Below are 17,061 nucleotides of genomic sequence, written 5' to 3' on the forward strand. Positions count from 1 at the left end.
TCGGCGTCAGCTGTCCGCCGGGTTCCCGGAGGAGAGCGGGCGGATCAGGGAAAGGAGTCGTCAGTGGCTCAGAAGGTGGCTCGAAAGACGGTCGGACCGGCGGCCCGATCCCAGGCCGGCACCCGCCGGTCGAACGCGACCGGCTACGTCGCCGCCGCCCTCGCCGCCACCCTGATAGCCGGATCGCTCGGAGCCCTGATCGGCTACAACAGCGGCCGCCCCGACGCCACCCAGAGCGCCATCACCGAGATGCGGGAGGCGGAGGCCAAGCGAGACGCCCAGCAGATCACCGAGCTGACCACCCTGGCGCGCACGAGTGCCGACGACCTGAACAAGGTCCTGGCCGGGCTCGCCGAGGCACTCCCGGTGGACGGGGCCTCCGACGCGCCACCGGCGACGCAGGAGCGGGTCGACGACTGGCAGCGGATCCTCCGCGAGACCGCGGAAAAGCACGCTCCCACCCCCTCGGGAGCGACCGGGACCAACGTGGCGCGCGGCGGGCTCCGCAGCGCGGTGAACGCCCTGGTCACTGCGGTCGACACCTACGCGGCCGGCCTGCGGCTCCCCGAGGGGTCCCGCAAGGACCTCCTCGACCTCGCCGCACGCCAGCGCTCCACCGCCGTCACGGTGTGGTCCGTCGCGGCCACCCAGCTCGACCAGCTCAACGTCGACGCCGGCAACGGCCACCAGCACACCTACCTGACGAGCACTCCCGGAGACGGCGCCATCACCTCGGACGGCGTCCCGGAGGGCCAGCACGACGACTGAGCGACGAACTCCTCCTGGCCGCCCAGGACGGGGCGGCCAGGAGGAGTCGCGCTCCCGGCCGGGCCACCCTGAAACTTTCAGTACCGAGCCGACTCCCCCGCGAAGCGGGGAGACGAGGTCGGCCCGTGGCTCCGGCCGCCGGGGAAGCGCAGGTGACGCACGGAGTGGCCACCGGCCCGCGATGACCGCGAGAGCCATGCGGAACACCGGCCGCGCGTCAGGGACTCCGGGAATCTCGCACCTCTCTTGACGGCCGTGACGCCGATGCCAACACTTGGCACACATCCGCCTTCCCGCCTGTGAGGTTCCAGGCATCCGGCGGAAACATCAGCGCCATCAGCATCCGTCGCGCGTTCGTGGACCTATCGTCCGTAACGAGAGGTACCCCCCCGTGAACAGACCCGCCAGCCCTCCCCCGCGACGCGTGCGCCGCCGTACCGGCGCCGCCTGCGCGGCAGCCGTCGCGCTGCTGCTCGCGTTGTGCCAGTCACTGGTGGCCGCCGGCCCGGCCGCCGCCGCGACGATCGACACCAGTGCCTGGTATCTCCTGGTGAACCGGCACAGCGGCAAGGCCATCGACGTCCTCGACCTCGCCACCAACGACGGCGCCCCCCTCGTCCAGTGGTCCCGCAACGACGGCGCCTGGCAGCAGTGGCAGTTCGTCGACTCCGGTGGCGGCTACTACCGGTTGCGCTCCCGCCACAGCGGCAAGGTCATCGACATCGCCTCCCGCTCCACCGCCGACGGCGCCAACGTCGTGCAGTGGAGTGACAACAACGGCACCAACCAGCAGTTTCGCGTCGTCGACAGCGACGCCAACCATATCCGCCTGATCAACCGCAACAGCGGCAAAGCCCTCGAGTCCTGGGAATGGTCCACCGCCGACGGCGGCCGCATCTCCCAGTACACCGACCTCAACGGCGCCAACCAGCAGTGGCAACTCGTGAGGATCGGCGGCACCGACCCGGTCCCCGGCGACGCCAAGCAGATGGAGAAGCTGAACCGCGGCCTGATCAGCGTGCGCTCCGGCAACGGCAACCTGGTCTCCTGGCGCCTGCTGGGCACCGAATCCCGCGACACCACGTTCAACGTCTACCGGGGCGGCACCCAGATCGCCGGCGTCACCAACTCCACCAACTACCTGGACCAGGGCGCCTCGGCCGACGCCTCGTACACGGTGCGCGCCGTGGTCGGCGGCACCGAACAGGCGGACTCGGAGACCTCGCTGCGCTTCGGCAACGGCTACCTGGACGTGCCGATCAGCCCGCCCAGCGGCGCCCACACGGCCAGTGACGCGAGCACGGGCGACCTGGACGGCGACGGCAGGCTGGACCTGGTGCTCAAGTGGGAGCCCAACGACGCCAAGGACAACTCCCAGTCGGGAACCACCAGCCCGGTCTACATCGACGGGATCAAACTCGACGGCACCCGGCTGTGGCGGATCAACCTGGGCCGCAACATCCGCGCCGGCGCCCACTACACCCAGTTCCAGGTGTACGACTACGACGGCGACGGCCGGGCCGAGGTGGCGATGAAGACCGCCGACGGCACGGTCGACGGCCGCGGCACCACCATCGGCAACGCCGGCGCCAACCACGTCAACTCCTCCGGATACATCTTGGCCGGTTCCGAGTACCTGACGATGTTCAACGGCCAGACCGGCGCGGCGATGTCGACCGTCAACTACGAGCCGCCACGCGGCACCGTCTCCTCCTGGGGCGACAACTACGGCAACCGGGTGGACCGGTTCCTGGCGGGCACCGCCTACCTGGACGGACGGCGGCCGAGCCTGATCATGGCGCGCGGCTACTACACCCGATCGGTCATCGTCGCCTGGGACTTCCGCAACGGCTCGCTGACCCGCCGCTGGACGTTCGACTCCAACTCCTCGGGCAACGGCGGCTACGCCGGGCAGGGCAACCACAGCCTGTCCATCGCCGACGTGGACGCCGACGGCAGGCAGGAGATCATCTACGGCTCGGCCACGATCGACGACAACGGCGTCGGCATGTACCGCACCGGCTTCGGGCACGGCGACGCGTTGCACGTGGGCGACCTGATCCCGAGCCGGTCGGGCCTGGAGGTGTTCACCATCCACGAGGCGGGTGACCAGCCCGCGGCCGACGTGCACGACGCCCGCACCGGGCAGGTCATCTGGCAGCGTCCGGGCAACGGCGGCGTGGAGGGACCCGGCCGCGGCGTGGCCGCCGACATCTACGCGGGCAGCCCGGGAGCGGAGTTCTGGGGCGCGGGAACCAACATGGGCAACCTGTACAACTCCTCCGGGGCCTCGGTCGGCCGCACTCCCTCCTCTGCCAACTTCCTCGCCTGGTGGGACGGCGACCCGGTCCGCGAACTGGTGGACGCCACCCGCATCGACAAGTACGGCACCGGCGGGGACACCCGGCTGCTGACCGCCTCCGGGGTGCACTCCAACAACGGCACCAAGTCCACCCCGTCCCTCTCGGGCGACCTGCTCGGCGACTGGCGCGAGGAGGTCATCTGGCCCACTTCGAACAACACCGCGCTGCGGATCTACAGCACGCCGACCGTGACCACCACCAAGATCCACACCCTGCTGCACGACCCGCAGTACCGGGTCGCCCTGGCCTGGCAGAACACCGCCTACAACCAGCCGCCGCACCCGGGCTTCTTCATCGGCGACGGCATGTCCACCCCGCCGCAGCCGAACATCTACCTGCCCTGATCCTTCGCCCCGTCGGACCCGACCTCCGTGGTCCGGCCCCCGGCACCGCCTGACACCGGGGGCCGGACCACGGACCGAGGAGCGGGTGCCCGCCTTGGCGGCCACCCGCTCCCCGCTGCTCCACGAAACAGCATGAAAGACTCGATCGGGATCACCGGCCGTCGACGTGGCGGCGGGCCGCTGTCCTGCGACGCCGCCCACCACCGGCAGACCTACCGCGTCGCCGTCGAGATCGGCATCCACCCACCGCGCCACGCGCGGCACCCCTACTCGAAGAGGGACGGGTCTCCTGTGCCCCGGCGGAGGACCTCGGGCTCGTCCTGCGAGAGATCGACGACCGTTGTCGGGACGGCGCCGCACTCGCCGGAGTCGATGACGGCGTCCACCGCGTGGTCGAGCCTCTCCTTGATATCCCAGCCCAGTGTCAGGGGCTCGGCCTCGTCGGGCAGCAGCAGCGTGCTCGACACCAGCGGTTCGCCGAGCTCGGCCAGCAGCGCCTGCACGACGACGTGATCGGGGATCCGGACTCCGACCGTCTTCTTCCGGGGGTGCAGCAGCCGCCGCGGCACCTCCTTGGTCGCGGGCAGGATGAACGTGTAACCGCCGGGGGTCGCCGCCTTGACCGAGCGGAACAGCGCATTGCTCACATGCACGAACTGACCGAACTGCGCGAAGTCCCTGCAAACCAGGGTGAAGTGATGGTCACTTCCGAGGTCGCGGATCTCTCTGATCCGGTCGATGCCCTCCTTGTTGCCCAGCCGGCAACCCAGCGCGTAGCCCGAGTCCGTCGGATACGCGATCAGCCCGTCCGCACGCAGAAGATCGACCACCTGCCCGATGAGCCGGGGTTGGGGACTGCTCGGATGCACATCAAAGTATTTCGCCACCCCCTGAGCTTAGAAGCGGAAGCCGCCCCGCACGACACACGAGCCCCTGAACATGACACGCGTGCCTCCAGGAGCGGCCCGAGGTCGGTCGACCGCCGAGGCGGTGTCGGGCCCGGCGGCACCGCAGTGCCCGGCCAGGCCGGTCATCCTCACGCGAGCCTCGTACGGACGCTCAGGTGAAACGCCGGTAGGTGATGGGGTGCGCGCCGGCCACCGACTGGATCTTGACGTGGTCTCCCGGCTTCGGGGCGGCGATCATCATGCCGTCGCCCATGTAGACGCCGCAGTGGCTCGCCGGATAGCCGAAGAAGACGATGTCGCCCGGCTGCGGCGGACCGGTGATCGGCTTGCCGCTCGCCTGGTATCCGGCGGCGGTGTTGTCTCCGATCTTGATTCCCGCCTCGTTCATCGAGACGTGCACCAGGCCGCTGCAGTCGAACGCGTCGGGGCCGTCCGCGCCCCAGACGTAGGGCTTGCCGATGTGGCTCCTCGCGGCGGCCACGATGTCGGCTCCGGTGCCGTCGCCGGTCACCGTGTACGGGATCGTCCGGCCTCCTCCACCGCCGCCGCCCGAGTCTCCGGTGTGGCTCCCGGAAGGCGCCCCCCCGCCGTTACCCTGCCCGCCTCCCCCGCCGCCCTGCGAGCCGGGTTCAGTACCGGCGAGCGTGGTGGTGCGGGACTCGTCCCCCTCGGCCACCGGCACCCACGGGGTGAGGCGCCCGGGGCCGGGGACGAAGTTCTGCTCTCCCGCGGCCGGGATGGCGGAGAACACCGTGGCGTCGCCGAGGTGTTTGTCGATCTCACGCCGCGCGGTGGACAGCGCGGTCTCGGCCGAGTCGACGTGCCCCCGCACGAGGAACACCGCCCTCCCGACCTCCTCGCCGATGCCCGGTTTGAGCTGCTCCGGAGTGGCGTGCGGGTTGCGACGCCGGTATTCCGCCACCCGGGTCAGCAGGTCGTCGCAGACACGCTCGGCGTTCGTCCTCGCCGTCTCGACGGCGTCGGCGGCGGCCTCCAGGGAGGTCGCGCAGTCGCCCATCGTGTCTCGCAGGGAGGCGCCCGCACTGTTGTAGCGCCGCATGTACGCCACGAAGGCGTCGGCGGAGGCCCCTTTCCAGGCGGTGTCCACCTGGTCGACCGCCTTCTTCAGGAGCGTGAACGGCTCGGCGGACGAGCCGGCCGCCCTACGCCACCGGGTGGCGATCGCCCGGATCGCGGCGGGGTCCCCGTCCGTCCTCTTCACCAGCGCGGCCAGGGCCTGCCCTCCGGGCAGCGCCGCCACGGCGTTCATGTCGGTCATAGGGCGGGCAGGTGGTTACCGGTGTTCCGCTCGGCCCTGGTCACGTTCTCCTCGATGGTGTCGAGGGCACGCTCGACGCCGTCAAGGCGGCTCTTCACCGTGCCCAGCTCCCTGTCGGCGTACCCTTCGACCCTGCCGATCGCGTCGGCGAGCTCCTGGGCACCTGCCATGGTCCCGAAGATCGAGGAACTCGCGCCGCCCTTGGCCGGGAAGTCGTCGCCGACGCCGGCGAGTCTTCCCCCCTGGGTGTTCACCGTGACGCGCAGCTTGGCCAGCGCCTCGCGGTTCAGGTCGAATCTTCCCACCGGAGCCGGCTCCCCTCCGCGGTCGCCGGGAGACCGACTGCCCGGACGACGATCTGGCTCGTTGGCCGGTTGCCTGCCCACCGTCCGGCCATGTCTACCAAGAGGCGATCTTATCCGCGCAACAACGATCATCGCAGCACAAAAGCACATCCGTCATCTCGGGTCACCGCCCGCGATACGAACGCCCCGGACGCCCACCGGGAAAAGAGGCGGGCGTCCGGGGCGTTCGGAAGGGGTCAGACCTGCCGGGCGATGCCCTTCTCGACCGCCTCGATGATTCGAGGCCGCAGCTCGGAGCAGCTGATGATCGCGTCCACCGAGCCGACGTCGACCGCCCGCTGGATGCTGTGCACGCGGTCGAACTCGGTGGCCACCTCGGTCAGCTTCTCGGCCCGCACCGACGAGCGCAGCTCGGCCAGCTCGGCGGCGAGCGCGGCCCGGGTGGCGGCCGGCGCCTCCGCGACGCGGGCGGCGAGCGCGAGCACCCTGGGGTCGTTGCCGGTCCGCTTGTCGACGTCTCGCGCGAAGACCACCGCGGCGGCCGGGGCGCCGCCGAGCACCGAGGCGAACGAGCCCTCGACCGCGAGCACGGTCAGGTTCGGGTTGAGCGCCTTGGAGAACACCACGAACGCGCCGCCGTGATAGCGCGAGATCACGCAGAACACGATCGGGCCCTTGAAGTTCACCACCGCGCGGCCGATCTCCGCGCCGTACTCCAGCTGCAGCTTGCGCATCGACTCGGGTGAGCCGTCGAACCCCGACAGGTTGGCCAGCACGACCAGCGGACGGTTCCCGCTCGCGGCGTTGATGGCCCGGGCGGTCTTCTTGGACGACCGGGGGAACAGGGTGCCCGCGGTGTAGGTGTCCGGGCCGTCGGTGGGCGGGAATCCGCGGCGCGGCACGGACCGCGACTCGATGCCCAGCAGGCACACCGGCCGGCCTCCGAGGTGGACGTCCCAGACCGCGGCGGTGTCGGCGTCGGCCATGCCCGCCCACCGCTCCAGCACCGGGTGGTCCTGATCGGACAGCGCGCGCATGACCGTGCGGATGTCGAACGGCTTCTTACGGTCCGGGTTGAACTCGGCGGAGAAGATCTGACCCACCGTCGTGAAGTCGCTGTCCGGCACGGCGTGCGGGAACGTCGACACGTCGCGGTCCACCGGGTCGCCGGTGATCGCCTTGCGCGGCCCGCTCTCCCCCGGCGCGACGTAGCTGTGGTCGTAGTGCGACATCAGGATCTCCCGCGCGCCGCGGATGTCCGGCGCCCAGTACTGTGCCTGGCCGTTCGGGCCCATGATCCGGTCGTAGCCGCCGATGCCGTGGTTGTCCTCGGCCGACACGCCGCCGGAGAAGTCGAGCGACTGCTTGCCGGTCAGCACCATCGCGGAGTCCGGCGTCATCACCAGGATGCCCTTGGTGTGCATGAGCATCGTGGCCTCGGCGTTCCAGTACGGCTGGGCACCGACGTTGATGCCCGCGACCACGATGTTGATCTCACCGCCGTCCTGGGTGAAGGTCACGATCCGCTTCAGCGCGGCCGCCACCCAGTCCATGTTCTCGGTGCCGGACGACATCGAGATCCGGGCGCCCGCGGAGAGCGCGAACCACTCCAGCGGCACCCGCATCCGCTCGGCGAGGTCGAGCGCGGCGATCACCCGTGCGCACTCGGGCTCCGACAGCGCGCCGAGTGCCTTCGTCGGGTCGCCCAGCAGCACGACGCGGGTCATGCCCTCCGGGTAGCGCGGCGTGGGCGTGCTGACGACACCCGCGACGAGCGCGGCGCCGTTGCGCCCCTTGGGCCGGTTCACCGGCACCAGCCTCGCGTACTCGTCCAGGTCGTACTCGGTGAAGGAGCCGAACGGCCCGGCGAGCATGTCGGTCAGCTCGTACGGGTGGTGCGTGCCGCGGCTGTGCGCGCGCAGCACCTCCTGGCGGTAGTCGTCCAGCGGCTCGACGGGCTCGGTCGGCGGCGGCACGATGGACAGCCGCACCCCGGAGCCCACGTCGTAGCCGATCCGGACGGCGATGTCGACGAGCTCGCCGGTGACGCCGTCGCGGCGCCTGCCCAGGAACAACACCTCCTCCAGGCCCGCGCCCGCCGTCGTCGGCAGCACGCGCTTCGCCACGGTGTTCAGGTCGTCCGGCGAGAGATCGTTCGGCGGCCACACGTAGATGACGATCCGGTTCGTGGCGGACGTCTTCGCGCCGGGCTTCTTGGCCCGGCGGATCGCGTCGAGGCAGGTGGCCAGCACGTTCTCGGCCGCGGGCAGCGCGACGAGTCCTCCCTCGTCGTCGCGCAACGGGGTCAGGTCGCGGACCTGCCCCAGGGCGACGAGGCGCTCGTCGGACGGGTTCTGCCGCGCCGAGGCCCGGAAGAGGTAAATCTCCTCGTCGGGCGCGGGCAGCCGGGTGAGGTCGAAGTCGCGCAACCGCTCCAGCTGCATGCGCTCGGCGATGCGCGGGTGCAGGCCGCGCAGCAGCCGCTCCTCCACGAAACCGTCCGCGGACGGCCGGAAGGTGAAGTGGTGGTGCATCACGGCGCCGCTGTCGCCCGTGACGGTCGCGGCGATGCGGCCGATCCGGTGCGACGGCTGCTGCGCGGCCATGACCTCGCGCAGGCGCGCGGCCATCTCCTCGGGGTCCTCGGGAGCGTCCGGCCAGGTCAGGTAGATGTCGGCCACCAGCTCGCCGGCACCGGCGAACTCGTCGACCGCCTTGACGGCCTCGGCCAGCGCCAGGAAGTCGACCGCGGTGGCCACGACGCGGCCCTCACCGCTCGTGGTGCGGTGGTCGGCGACGACGAACGTGCAGCCCGCCACCTTGCTCGTCCGGATGCCGCTGAGCGCGCGGTTGCCGTAGTAGCGGCGGATCAGCACCTCGAGCAGCGGCACGGGGTCCACGTCCTCGCGGCCGATCCGCTGGCCGACCAGCCGGACGAGCGGCTCGGCGCTGGCGACCATGGCGGAGATCCGCTCGGCGCGGTCGGGCGAGTCCGGGTGCTGGTCGAGGTGGCGCAGGTGCTTGCGTACGGCCGTGTAGACCTTGGCGCGGGTGCGGCGCAGCAGTGGCTGGACGAACCAGGCGAACACCACGCCGCGCGCCAGGTCCGCGACGGCCGGGAACCTGATCTGGGTGGCGGCGATCAGGTGCTCCAGCACCACGCCGACGGCGACGCGGTCGGCCTGGGCGGGCGGGGCCTCCTTGGCCCACTGGCGCAGCAGGGTCGTCACCACGGCGACGTCGGCGGAGGCGCGCCGCTGGGCGAGGAAGATTCGGAAGACCGCGTCCTCCAGCTGCGGCGTGCGCTCCAGGCCTTCGACGCCGTAGCGGGACAGCACGTGCGTGAGCCGCTGCTGGAAGTTCTCCGACAGCCCGGACCGGTCGGGGTCGAGGTACTGCAGGTAGGTGTGGAAGTACTCGCGAGGGCTGTGCACCGAGGAGTCGGGCTTGGACTCCTCGCCGGCGGGCCGGTTGCGGCTCAGCTCGCTCAGGTCGGCGAACAGGTGCAGCAGCTCGACCTCACCGGCCGGCTCGTGGTCGCCCTTCGCGACAAGCTCGGCGCGCGCGGCGAGGTAGCCGGTGAGCAGGCGCTTCTCGTCCTGCGGGTCGACGTCGAACCCCAGCAGGAGGCCGCGCAGGTCCTGCAGGCCACGCGCGGCCCGCTCGGCCGCGGGCACGTCCACCGGCTCCGGCGGCAGGTCCAGCTCGATCTCCCGCACCTCGGCGACGGGACCGGCCGCGCCGTCGCCCAGCGGTTCCAGGCGGAGCAGGCGGGCGCCCGCCTCCACCTGGCTGCCGACCGAGACCGCGAGCTCCCGTACGCGTCCGCGGAACGGCGCGCGCAGCACGGTCTCCATCTTCATGCTCTCGACCACGAGCAGCGGCGCGCCGGCCTCGACCTCGTCGCCCGGCTGCAGCGGCGTGGCCACCACGAGCGCCGGCACGGGCGAGCGCACGATGCCGCCCTCGTCGCGGCTGATCCGGTGGGTGACGCCGTCGACCTCGACCAGGTGGATCGGGCCGTGAGTGCTCGTGACGACCTTGAAGCGGACGCCGTTCACGGTGATCTGGCCGCTGTGCTCGTCGAAGCGCTCGATGTCGACGTCGGCCGTGTGCCGCAGGCCGCCCGCCGAGATGCCGACGCGGAACCGGTGGCCGCCGGTGCGCGCGACCTGGACGCGGTAGCCGACGTCGCGGAGCTTGAGTTCCAGCGCGCGGCCGCTCTCGTGCTGCGACTGCGGGCGGCCGCCGTGCGCGGCGGCCAGGAATCGCTGCCGCGTCACGGCCTCCTCGTCCTCGTACGCCTCGACGGCGGCGGCGATCAGCGCGATCGCGGAGTGCCGGTGTGACACGAGGGCGCCCCGGGCGCGCACGCGATCGATCCAGCCGGTGTCGGCCGAGCCGTCGATCACCTCGGGCTCGTCGAGCAGCATGCGGACGAAGCCCTTGTTCGTCACACCGCCCTCGATGATGACGGTCGTCTGCGTCATCGCGCGACGCAGGCGGGCCAGTGCCTCGGTACGGTCACGGCCGTGTGCGATGATCTTGGCGATCATCGAGTCGAAGTCGGCGGGGATCGTGTCGCCCTCGCCGAACCCGGTGTCCACCCGGACGCCGGGACCGCTGGGCAGCGCGAGCCGCGCGATCCTGCCGGGTGAGGGCGCGAAGTCGCGGTCGGGGTCCTCGGCGTTGAGGCGCGCCTCGACGGCGTGCCCCCACTCCTCGGGGGCCTCGCCCTCCAGCCTGCCGCCCGCCGCGACGTGCAGCTGGGCCTTCACCAGGTCGACGCCGGTGGTGATCTCGGTGATCGGGTGCTCGACCTGCAGGCGCGTGTTGACCTCGAGGAACGCGAACAGCCGCTCGCCGGGGTGGTAGAGGAACTCGACGGTGCCCGCGCCCTTGTAGTCCACCGCGAGCACGAGCCGCTCGGCCGCCGCCTTCAGCTCGGCGACCTGCGTGGCGTCGAGGACCGGCGAGGCGGACTCCTCGATGATCTTCTGGTTGCGCCGCTGCACGGAGCAGTCGCGCACGCCCAGCGCCCACGCGGTGCCCTGGCCGTCCGCGATGACCTGTACCTCCACGTGACGGGCGCCCGTCACCAGGCGTTCCAGGAACACGACGCCGCTGCCGAACGCGCGCGCCGCCTCCTGGCGCGTCAGCTCGTAGGCCAGGGTCAGCTCGTCGGGGCCGGAGATCATCCGGATGCCGCGGCCGCCGCCGCCCGCGGTCGCCTTCAGCATCAACGGGTAGCCGATCCGCTCCGCCGCCTCCTTCGCCTCCTCCAGCGTCTCCACCGGGCCGCGGCTCCACGGCGCGACGGGCACACCGACCTCTTCGGCGATCAGCTTCGAGCCGATCTTGTCGCCCAGTTTGCGCATCGCATCGGCACCCGGGCCGACGAACGTCACGCCGATCTCGGCGCACAGGTCGGCGAACGCCGGGTCCTCGGCCACGAAGCCCCAGCCGACCCAGGCCGCGTCCGCGCCGGTCTCGACCAGGGCCTTTTTGAGGACCGCGTGGTCCAGGTAGGGCCGGTTCGCGGCGGGCCCCAGGTCGTAGGCGATGTCCGCCTCGCGGACAAACGTGGCCGTCCGGTCGGAGTCGGTGTACAGGGCGACGGTCTCGATCCGTGTTCCCGTCTCCGCGGCTAGGTCCTGAACGGCGTAGATGAGCCGCATGGCGGCTTCACCGCGGTTGACGATGGCAACACGACTGAACACTGAGCGAACCTTTCGAAGCGGTGAACACGGCGGCCGTCCCCGCCCCGATCGTGGTACATACTCCCGGTCGTTCCCCGCCCCCGGAAATGGCGGGGACTGAGCGTCTTTCGCGGCCGGAGTTGTGAGGCTCGCACAAACGTACCCGCCGGGGTGGCGTGGCATGCGACCGACATGATCCCTGACTCGGACTTCCCGGCCACGCGGCTCAGCGGTTGTGCTCTTCGCGGGGGCGGTTCAGCAGCAGGTCGGCGGCGCGGGCGAGGACCTGGGCCCGGGTCCGGTCGCCGTGGTCGGCGGCGAGAAAGTGCTCGCCGATCGCCACGCAGAAGGCGAGCATGCTGCGGGCCTCGACCTCGTCGGGGTCGGAGCAGAAGGTGCCGATCAGTTCTCGCAGCAGCGCCATGCGCCGGTTGTCCACCCGTCGCAGGCGCTCGGCGACCTCCTCGTCGCGCCGGGCCCAGTCCCGGATCGCGAGGTCGATGGGGAGCAGGCGGCCGCTGGAGAAGGTGAGGACGCCCGCGCGCCGGATCTTGTCCCTCGGGTCGCCGCCCTCGCGCTCGATGCGGTCGAGCACCTCGTCGGTGCTCTCTCGCTCCCAGGCGTCCAGTATCGCCTTCAGCAACGCGTCACGGTCGGCGAAGTAGCCGTAGAACCCCCCCTTGGTGACGCCGAGCCTTTTCGCCAGCGTCTCGACGCGGACGGCGTCGGGACCGCCGGCGGCGAGCGCCAGCAGCCCCTCCTCGACCCACCTGTCACGCGGCGTGCGAGTCGCGCCCACGATGTTGTCCCACCTCACTTCTCTGTTCGTATATACGCCACCGTATAAATGAGTTAGCCTCGCGTTATACGGTAGCGTATATACGAATGGAGACAGCGAGACATGACCGTCGGCCTCGTCGACCGTGCCGTGGGGACGCACAGCGTCCCCGAATCCGTCCGCGCTCTCAGCTCGCTTTCCCGCATCGACTACGTCGACCTCTTCACCCTCTCCACGGACGCGGACGCGACACCTGAGCAGTGGGCCCGTGCGATGTTCGGTGACGTGCCCAGCATCGCCGAGCTGCTGATCTGGCGTGTTCTCCTCGGTTTCCGGCTCAGCCCGGGACGGTCACCGGACACCGTGGCCGGATGGTGGATCGGTGAGCGCGGCGAGGACTGGATCCGGCTTGAGGCCGCCTCCTGGTTTCTGAGCGGCAACCTCCTCGTGCGGACGGCCGAAGGGCGGGTGTCGCTGGGGACCTTCCTGCGCTACGACCGGAGCCTGGCCCACACCGTGTGGCCTCCGCTGTCCGCCGTCCATCGCCTGCTGGTGCCCGGGGTGCTGCGCACCGCCGCGGCGAAGCTCACTCGCGCCGGGCGCCCGCCGCGGCCGACCGGCGAGGCCGGCCGAGTATGAGACCGGCGGGGCCCGGGGTGCCGGCGAGACGGGGCTCTCGCCTCCGGCACGACCCTCCCCGCGGGCCTCGGGCGCGACGGTGAGGCACGCGCGAGGCCCGCCGCCACCGCCTTCGCGGTCATCACCGAGGCCGCCCGCGGCGAGGTTCGTCACGAGGTGACGAGCTCCGCGGCGAGGTCCGAGGCTCGTTGCGTGGTGAGCCGCCCGTCGGCGACCACGACGGTGATCGCGCGTTCCAACCGGCCTGGGACGCTCAGGGGCGCGTCCCAGGCCAGAGCCGGTCCGACACCCGGGTACTCGGCGACGCGAACGAACCACGGGTCGAGCCCGAGGGTCTGCACGAACAGCAGGCTCCAGTCGTCACAGATGAGCGCGAGCCAGGGCGAGAGGCCACCGTGCACGGCCCGCTCGCCGGAGGCGCCGTCGGTGAAGACGTCCAGCCCGGTGGAGTCCTTGGGCGCCCGCCAGAAGAATCCCCCGTAGCCGGCGCCGGCCCTGCCCTTGCAGGCCGAGCTCTGGATCGACAGCGGCGCACCGGTCCGGTTGTCCAGCGTGAAGGCGACGTCCAGCGCCCAGGCGCCGGGCAGGACACGGGTGGTGAGGGTCCGTTCCTCCACGGCCAGGACGGTGCCGTCCGGTCCGACCCAGTCGAGGCTCTCGGCGAAGCCTCCGTGCACGGGACGCAGGGAGCGCCGCCGCTGGCGCCCGTGGTTGGGCAGGATCCGCGGGCCGGTGCCGGGTACGTAGGTGGAGCCGCCCCAGAAGTTGACCCCGTTGACATCGGAGATCGCCACGCTCGCCCCGAAATGGTGCACGTGGTCGGCGGGCCGGCTCTCGGTCACGACCGTTCCGCCAAGGGTGAGGACCGGATGCAGGTGGGGGCGCGGCGCGTCCGTCGGCTGCAGGTCGCCCCGCTGAAGGTAGGTCGCGACCTGCCGCGAACCGGCCCTCAGCACCGTCTCGGGCCAGACCGCCTTTGGTCCGGTCGCCGCCTGGGAGCCGGGTCCGCCGGGGAAACCGAGCTCCGAGAGGGTTTTCAGCTCGGCCGCCGCGCGCGCGGCCAGACCTTCGATGCCCGGCAGTACCAGCCGGGACGGCTCAATGCGGAAGCCGTCGACGGGCAGCGGATCGGGAGCGCGCCGGATCTCGTCGAGCAGCCGGGTGAAGCCCCCGGTCCGCTCCAGCGGCACCAGCAACTCCTCCCCCTCCCTGATGTGCGCCAGGAGGTTGCCGAGCAGATCGACCCGGTCGAAGCCGATGCGGACACCGTCCACCTCGATCTCGTCGAGGGTGTAGAAGAGCAGGGCAGAGCGCCTCTCGCCGTGCAGGTGCAGGTAGGGCTCGGTCCTGCGGTCGCCGCACAGGCTCACGGTGATCGCGATGACGGTGCCGTCGGCGAGGCGGAGCCGCGCGCTGGAGGTGTCGTCGCAGGAGATCTCGTTGGCCCGGTACAGCTCCAGCTCGACGCCCTCGACCGAGGAGGCCGTGTCGGCCCCCGCGACGGCCAGCGCGGTGGCCGTCGCGTGCGCGAACGGATTGGTGAGCGCGCCGTCCATGACGTCCACACCGTCCAGCCTGCGGTGTCCCGCCCAGGGGGCGCGCGAGTAGTAGGTGAACGGGCGTGTCCAGGATCCGGCGACACCGATGCCCCGAAGTGGTTCGCCCAGCGCTCCGGCCGCGGCGGGAACGGCGGCCGAGCCGAGCGACTGGAAGCCCACCTGGCAGGCGAGCCCCGTCTCCGCCACGGCGGCGGAGATCCGCTCGAACTCCTCCACCGACGGCGCGGGCGGTTTTTCCAGCAGCACGTGCGCGCCGGCCCGCAGGGCCGCGACGGCGAGCGGAGCGTGGGTGTGGATCGGCGTCGCGATCACCGCGACCTCCGCACCGGTCTCGGCGATCAGCGACGGCAGGTCCGCCGAGAACGGCACGTCGAGGCCGGGCGAGGGCGGCAGGGTGTCGCATACCCCGGCGAGCTCGGCCCGGCCCGCCGCGGCGAGCCGCCGGACGTTCGCCAGGTGGTTCCTGCCGTAGCCGTGCACTCCGGCGACCACCACTCGTACGGGCTTCACGACGCCCACCTCGTCGGTGCCCCGGTCGCCCGCAGCTCCGGCCCGCTGATCTCCACCGGGAAGGGCGGGGCGAGCAGCCCGAGGTCGGTCAGTGCGGCCTCCTCCACCCTCTCCACCATCGCGGGGTGGTGCAGCGCGAGGGCGAGCTGGCCCGACAGCTCGGTGAGCAGGTGCGGATAGACGGGGACGCCGAAGGCGCGGGCGAGCTCGGCGATCCGCAGGAACGGCGTGATACCGCCGACCCGCACCAGGTTCGGCTGGACGACGTCGCAGGCGCCCCCGGTCAGCAGGTCGCGGAACCCGTGGACGGTGGCGACGTTCTCACCGACCGCGATCGGGACGGCGACGTTGCGCCGCAGTTCCACATGGGCGGCCAGGTCGTCGGCGGGCAGCGGTTCCTCGATCCAGAACAGGTCGTAGCGCTCCAGTGCCCGTAGCGCGACGCGGGCCCGGTGCAGATCCCAGCGCTGGTTGGCGTCGACCATCAGCAACCGGTCGGGGCCGATCACCTCACGGACCGCCGCCACCCGCTCGACGTCCTCGGCCGGCGAGGGGCGCCCGACCTTGATCTTGACCGCGGTGTATCCGGCGGCGACCCATCGCCGGGCCTGCGCCCGGAGTTCCTCCAGCGGGTAGTGGAGGTTGACTCCGCTGCCGTAGACGGGGACGCTCTCGCGCCGCGCGCCGAGGATCTCGACCAGCGGTCGCTCCCCGCAGCGCAGGTCCCAGAGGGCGAGATCCACCCCGGCCAGGGCGATCGGGACGATCCCGGCCCGGCCCGCCTCACCGAGGTGAGCCGACAGCCGGTCCCACACCAGCTCCGGATGCGGCGGCAGGCCGATCACCGCCTCGCGGATGTCGTGCTCCAGCAGTGCCCTGATCGCCTGGGCCCCGATCTGTGGCGTCCACGCCATCCCGGTGCCGCGCCGCCCGTCGTCCAGTGTGACCGTGACCAGCAGTACGTGGTTGTGAGAGACGTCCGGGCCCCAGGGCCGGGTGAGGGGTACCGACCGTGGCGTGACCGTCAAGTCCTTGATCATGACGCTACCAGGGCGAGCCCCGACTTGATCAGCGCCTCCAGCTCGGCCTCGTGCTCGGGCGCGACGGGCACCAGTGGCGGCCGGACCTCACCCGCGTCCAGCCCGCGCAGCCGCACCCCGGCCTTGACCAGCGACACCGCGTAGCCCGGAACCCTGGAACGCAGCCGCACCAGCGGCGCGTAGAACTCGGCGATCAGCCGCTCGTCGCCGTTCAGGTAGGCGTTGGCGATCTCGGGCGCGAAGCAGAACACCGCGCTGGAGTACAGGCCGACGCCGAGCGCCCGGTAGGCGGGCTGGGTCAGCTCGGCGGTCGGCAGCCCGTTGAAGAACAGGAAGTCCGGGTGGGTCTCCCGGACGGCCAGTACGATCCGCTGCATCCGGTCGATGTCGCCGAGGCCGTCCTTCAGCCCGACGACACCGGGGATCGCGGCCAGCTCGACCGCCGCCTCCGGTTCGAGCGCGATCGGCCCGCGCTGGTAGATGATCACCGGGAGTTCGGCGGCGATCGCCCGTACGTAGGCGGGGAAGCCGGGCCCCTGGACGAGGTAGGGCGGCATGAGCAGCAGCCCGTCGGCGCCCGCCTCCCTGGCGGCCCGCGCCTGGGCGAGTGCCGCGCCGATCGGCCCGCCCGCTCCGGCGAACACCGGGACGGCCCCGGCCGCCGCCTCCACCGCCACCCGGACGACCTCGGCGTGCTCGGCCTGCGACAGCGCGGTGAACTCGCCCGTCCCGCAGGCGGCGAACACGCCGCCCGGCCGGTGCTCAAGGCCTCGCCGGACGTGGTCGGCCAGCACGCCGGGCGCGAGGTCGCCGTCCGGGCCGAAGGGGGTGACGGGGAAGAAGAGGACACCGTCGAGATTCATGATCAG

At 71.7% G+C, this 17,061-nt stretch carries 11 protein-coding genes; 3 read left to right on the forward strand and 8 right to left on the reverse strand.

Annotated features, from left to right (window positions below):
* Positions 1 to 63 precede the first annotated feature (63 nt).
* The gene (locus ACIBH4_RS33490) at positions 64 to 768 is read left to right on the forward strand and encodes a hypothetical protein (protein WP_362511041.1); all 705 of its coding nucleotides are present in this window, start codon (positions 64 to 66) and stop codon (positions 766 to 768) included.
* Positions 769 to 1,159: 391 nt separating this feature from the next.
* A complete protein-coding gene (locus ACIBH4_RS33495) occupies positions 1,160 to 3,475 on the forward strand; it encodes an RICIN domain-containing protein (protein WP_362511044.1) in 2,316 nt (771 codons plus the stop codon).
* A 266-nt stretch (positions 3,476 to 3,741) separates the two neighbouring features.
* Here ACIBH4_RS33495 and ACIBH4_RS33500 read toward each other — a convergent pair whose 3' ends face one another.
* From ACIBH4_RS33500 to ACIBH4_RS33520, 5 genes are all read right to left on the reverse strand, one after another.
* On the reverse strand, positions 3,742 to 4,362 hold the full coding sequence (locus tag ACIBH4_RS33500) for an L-threonylcarbamoyladenylate synthase (RefSeq protein WP_362511047.1): 621 nt from the start codon (positions 4,360 to 4,362) through the stop codon (positions 3,742 to 3,744).
* A 172-nt stretch (positions 4,363 to 4,534) separates the two neighbouring features.
* Positions 4,535 to 5,662 carry an NlpC/P60 family protein gene (locus ACIBH4_RS33505; RefSeq protein WP_362765327.1) on the reverse strand — a complete coding sequence of 376 codons (1,128 nt, stop codon included), beginning with the start codon at positions 5,660 to 5,662 and terminating at the stop codon, positions 4,535 to 4,537.
* Entirely contained in the window at positions 5,659 to 5,967 is a 309-nt protein-coding gene (locus ACIBH4_RS33510; protein WP_362511053.1) for a hypothetical protein, read from the reverse strand. The genes ACIBH4_RS33505 and ACIBH4_RS33510 overlap by 4 nt, the downstream gene beginning before the upstream one ends.
* Positions 5,968 to 6,203: 236 nt before the next feature.
* Positions 6,204 to 11,687 carry a carboxyl transferase domain-containing protein gene (locus tag ACIBH4_RS33515; RefSeq protein WP_362765330.1) on the reverse strand — a complete coding sequence of 1,828 codons (5,484 nt, stop codon included), beginning with the start codon at positions 11,685 to 11,687 and terminating at the stop codon, positions 6,204 to 6,206.
* A gap of 205 nt (positions 11,688 to 11,892) precedes the next feature.
* Positions 11,893 to 12,483: a TetR/AcrR family transcriptional regulator gene (locus tag ACIBH4_RS33520; protein ID WP_362511059.1), complete on the reverse strand. Its 591-nt coding sequence runs from the start codon at positions 12,481 to 12,483 to the stop codon at positions 11,893 to 11,895.
* A gap of 84 nt (positions 12,484 to 12,567) precedes the next feature.
* Here ACIBH4_RS33520 and ACIBH4_RS33525 point away from each other — a divergent pair, with 84 nt between their 5' ends.
* The gene (locus ACIBH4_RS33525; protein WP_362511062.1) at positions 12,568 to 13,083 is read left to right on the forward strand and encodes a hypothetical protein; all 516 of its coding nucleotides are present in this window, start codon (positions 12,568 to 12,570) and stop codon (positions 13,081 to 13,083) included.
* Positions 13,084 to 13,232: 149 nt separating this feature from the next.
* Here the strand turns inward: ACIBH4_RS33525 and ACIBH4_RS33530 are convergent, their stop codons facing one another.
* Genes ACIBH4_RS33530 through ACIBH4_RS33540 form a run of 3 tightly spaced genes read right to left on the reverse strand, consistent with a single transcriptional unit; the run spans position 13,233 to position 17,055 of the window.
* Positions 13,233 to 15,152 (reverse strand): DUF6807 family protein, encoded by a 1,920-nt coding sequence (locus tag ACIBH4_RS33530; protein WP_362765336.1) that lies wholly within the window; start codon positions 15,150 to 15,152, stop codon positions 13,233 to 13,235.
* Positions 15,149 to 16,192: a mandelate racemase/muconate lactonizing enzyme family protein gene (locus ACIBH4_RS33535; RefSeq protein WP_362511068.1), complete on the reverse strand. Its 1,044-nt coding sequence runs from the start codon at positions 16,190 to 16,192 to the stop codon at positions 15,149 to 15,151. Before ACIBH4_RS33535 ends, ACIBH4_RS33530 begins: the two co-directional genes overlap by 4 nt.
* A complete protein-coding gene (locus tag ACIBH4_RS33540) occupies positions 16,189 to 17,055 on the reverse strand; it encodes a 5-dehydro-4-deoxyglucarate dehydratase (RefSeq protein WP_362511071.1) in 867 nt (288 codons plus the stop codon). The genes ACIBH4_RS33535 and ACIBH4_RS33540 overlap by 4 nt, the downstream gene beginning before the upstream one ends.
* Positions 17,056 to 17,061 lie beyond the last annotated feature (6 nt).

Source organism: Streptosporangium sp. NPDC050284 (genome assembly GCF_044459525.1).
In the GTDB taxonomy this organism is placed as follows: Bacteria; Actinomycetota; Actinomycetes; order Streptosporangiales; family Streptosporangiaceae; genus Streptosporangium.

Bases quoted from the DNA above. Each gene is read 5' to 3' on its own strand.
- ACIBH4_RS33505 (WP_362765327.1), bottom strand. From the start codon at position 5,662: ATGACCGACATGAACGCCGTGGCGGCGCTGCCCGGAGGGCAGGCCCTG.
- ACIBH4_RS33525 (WP_362511062.1), top strand. From the start codon at position 12,568: ATGACCGTCGGCCTCGTCGACCGTGCCGTGGGGACGCACAGCGTCCCC.
- ACIBH4_RS33535 (WP_362511068.1), bottom strand. From the start codon at position 16,192: ATGATCAAGGACTTGACGGTCACGCCACGGTCGGTACCCCTCACCCGG.
- ACIBH4_RS33540 (WP_362511071.1), bottom strand. From the start codon at position 17,055: ATGAATCTCGACGGTGTCCTCTTCTTCCCCGTCACCCCCTTCGGCCCG.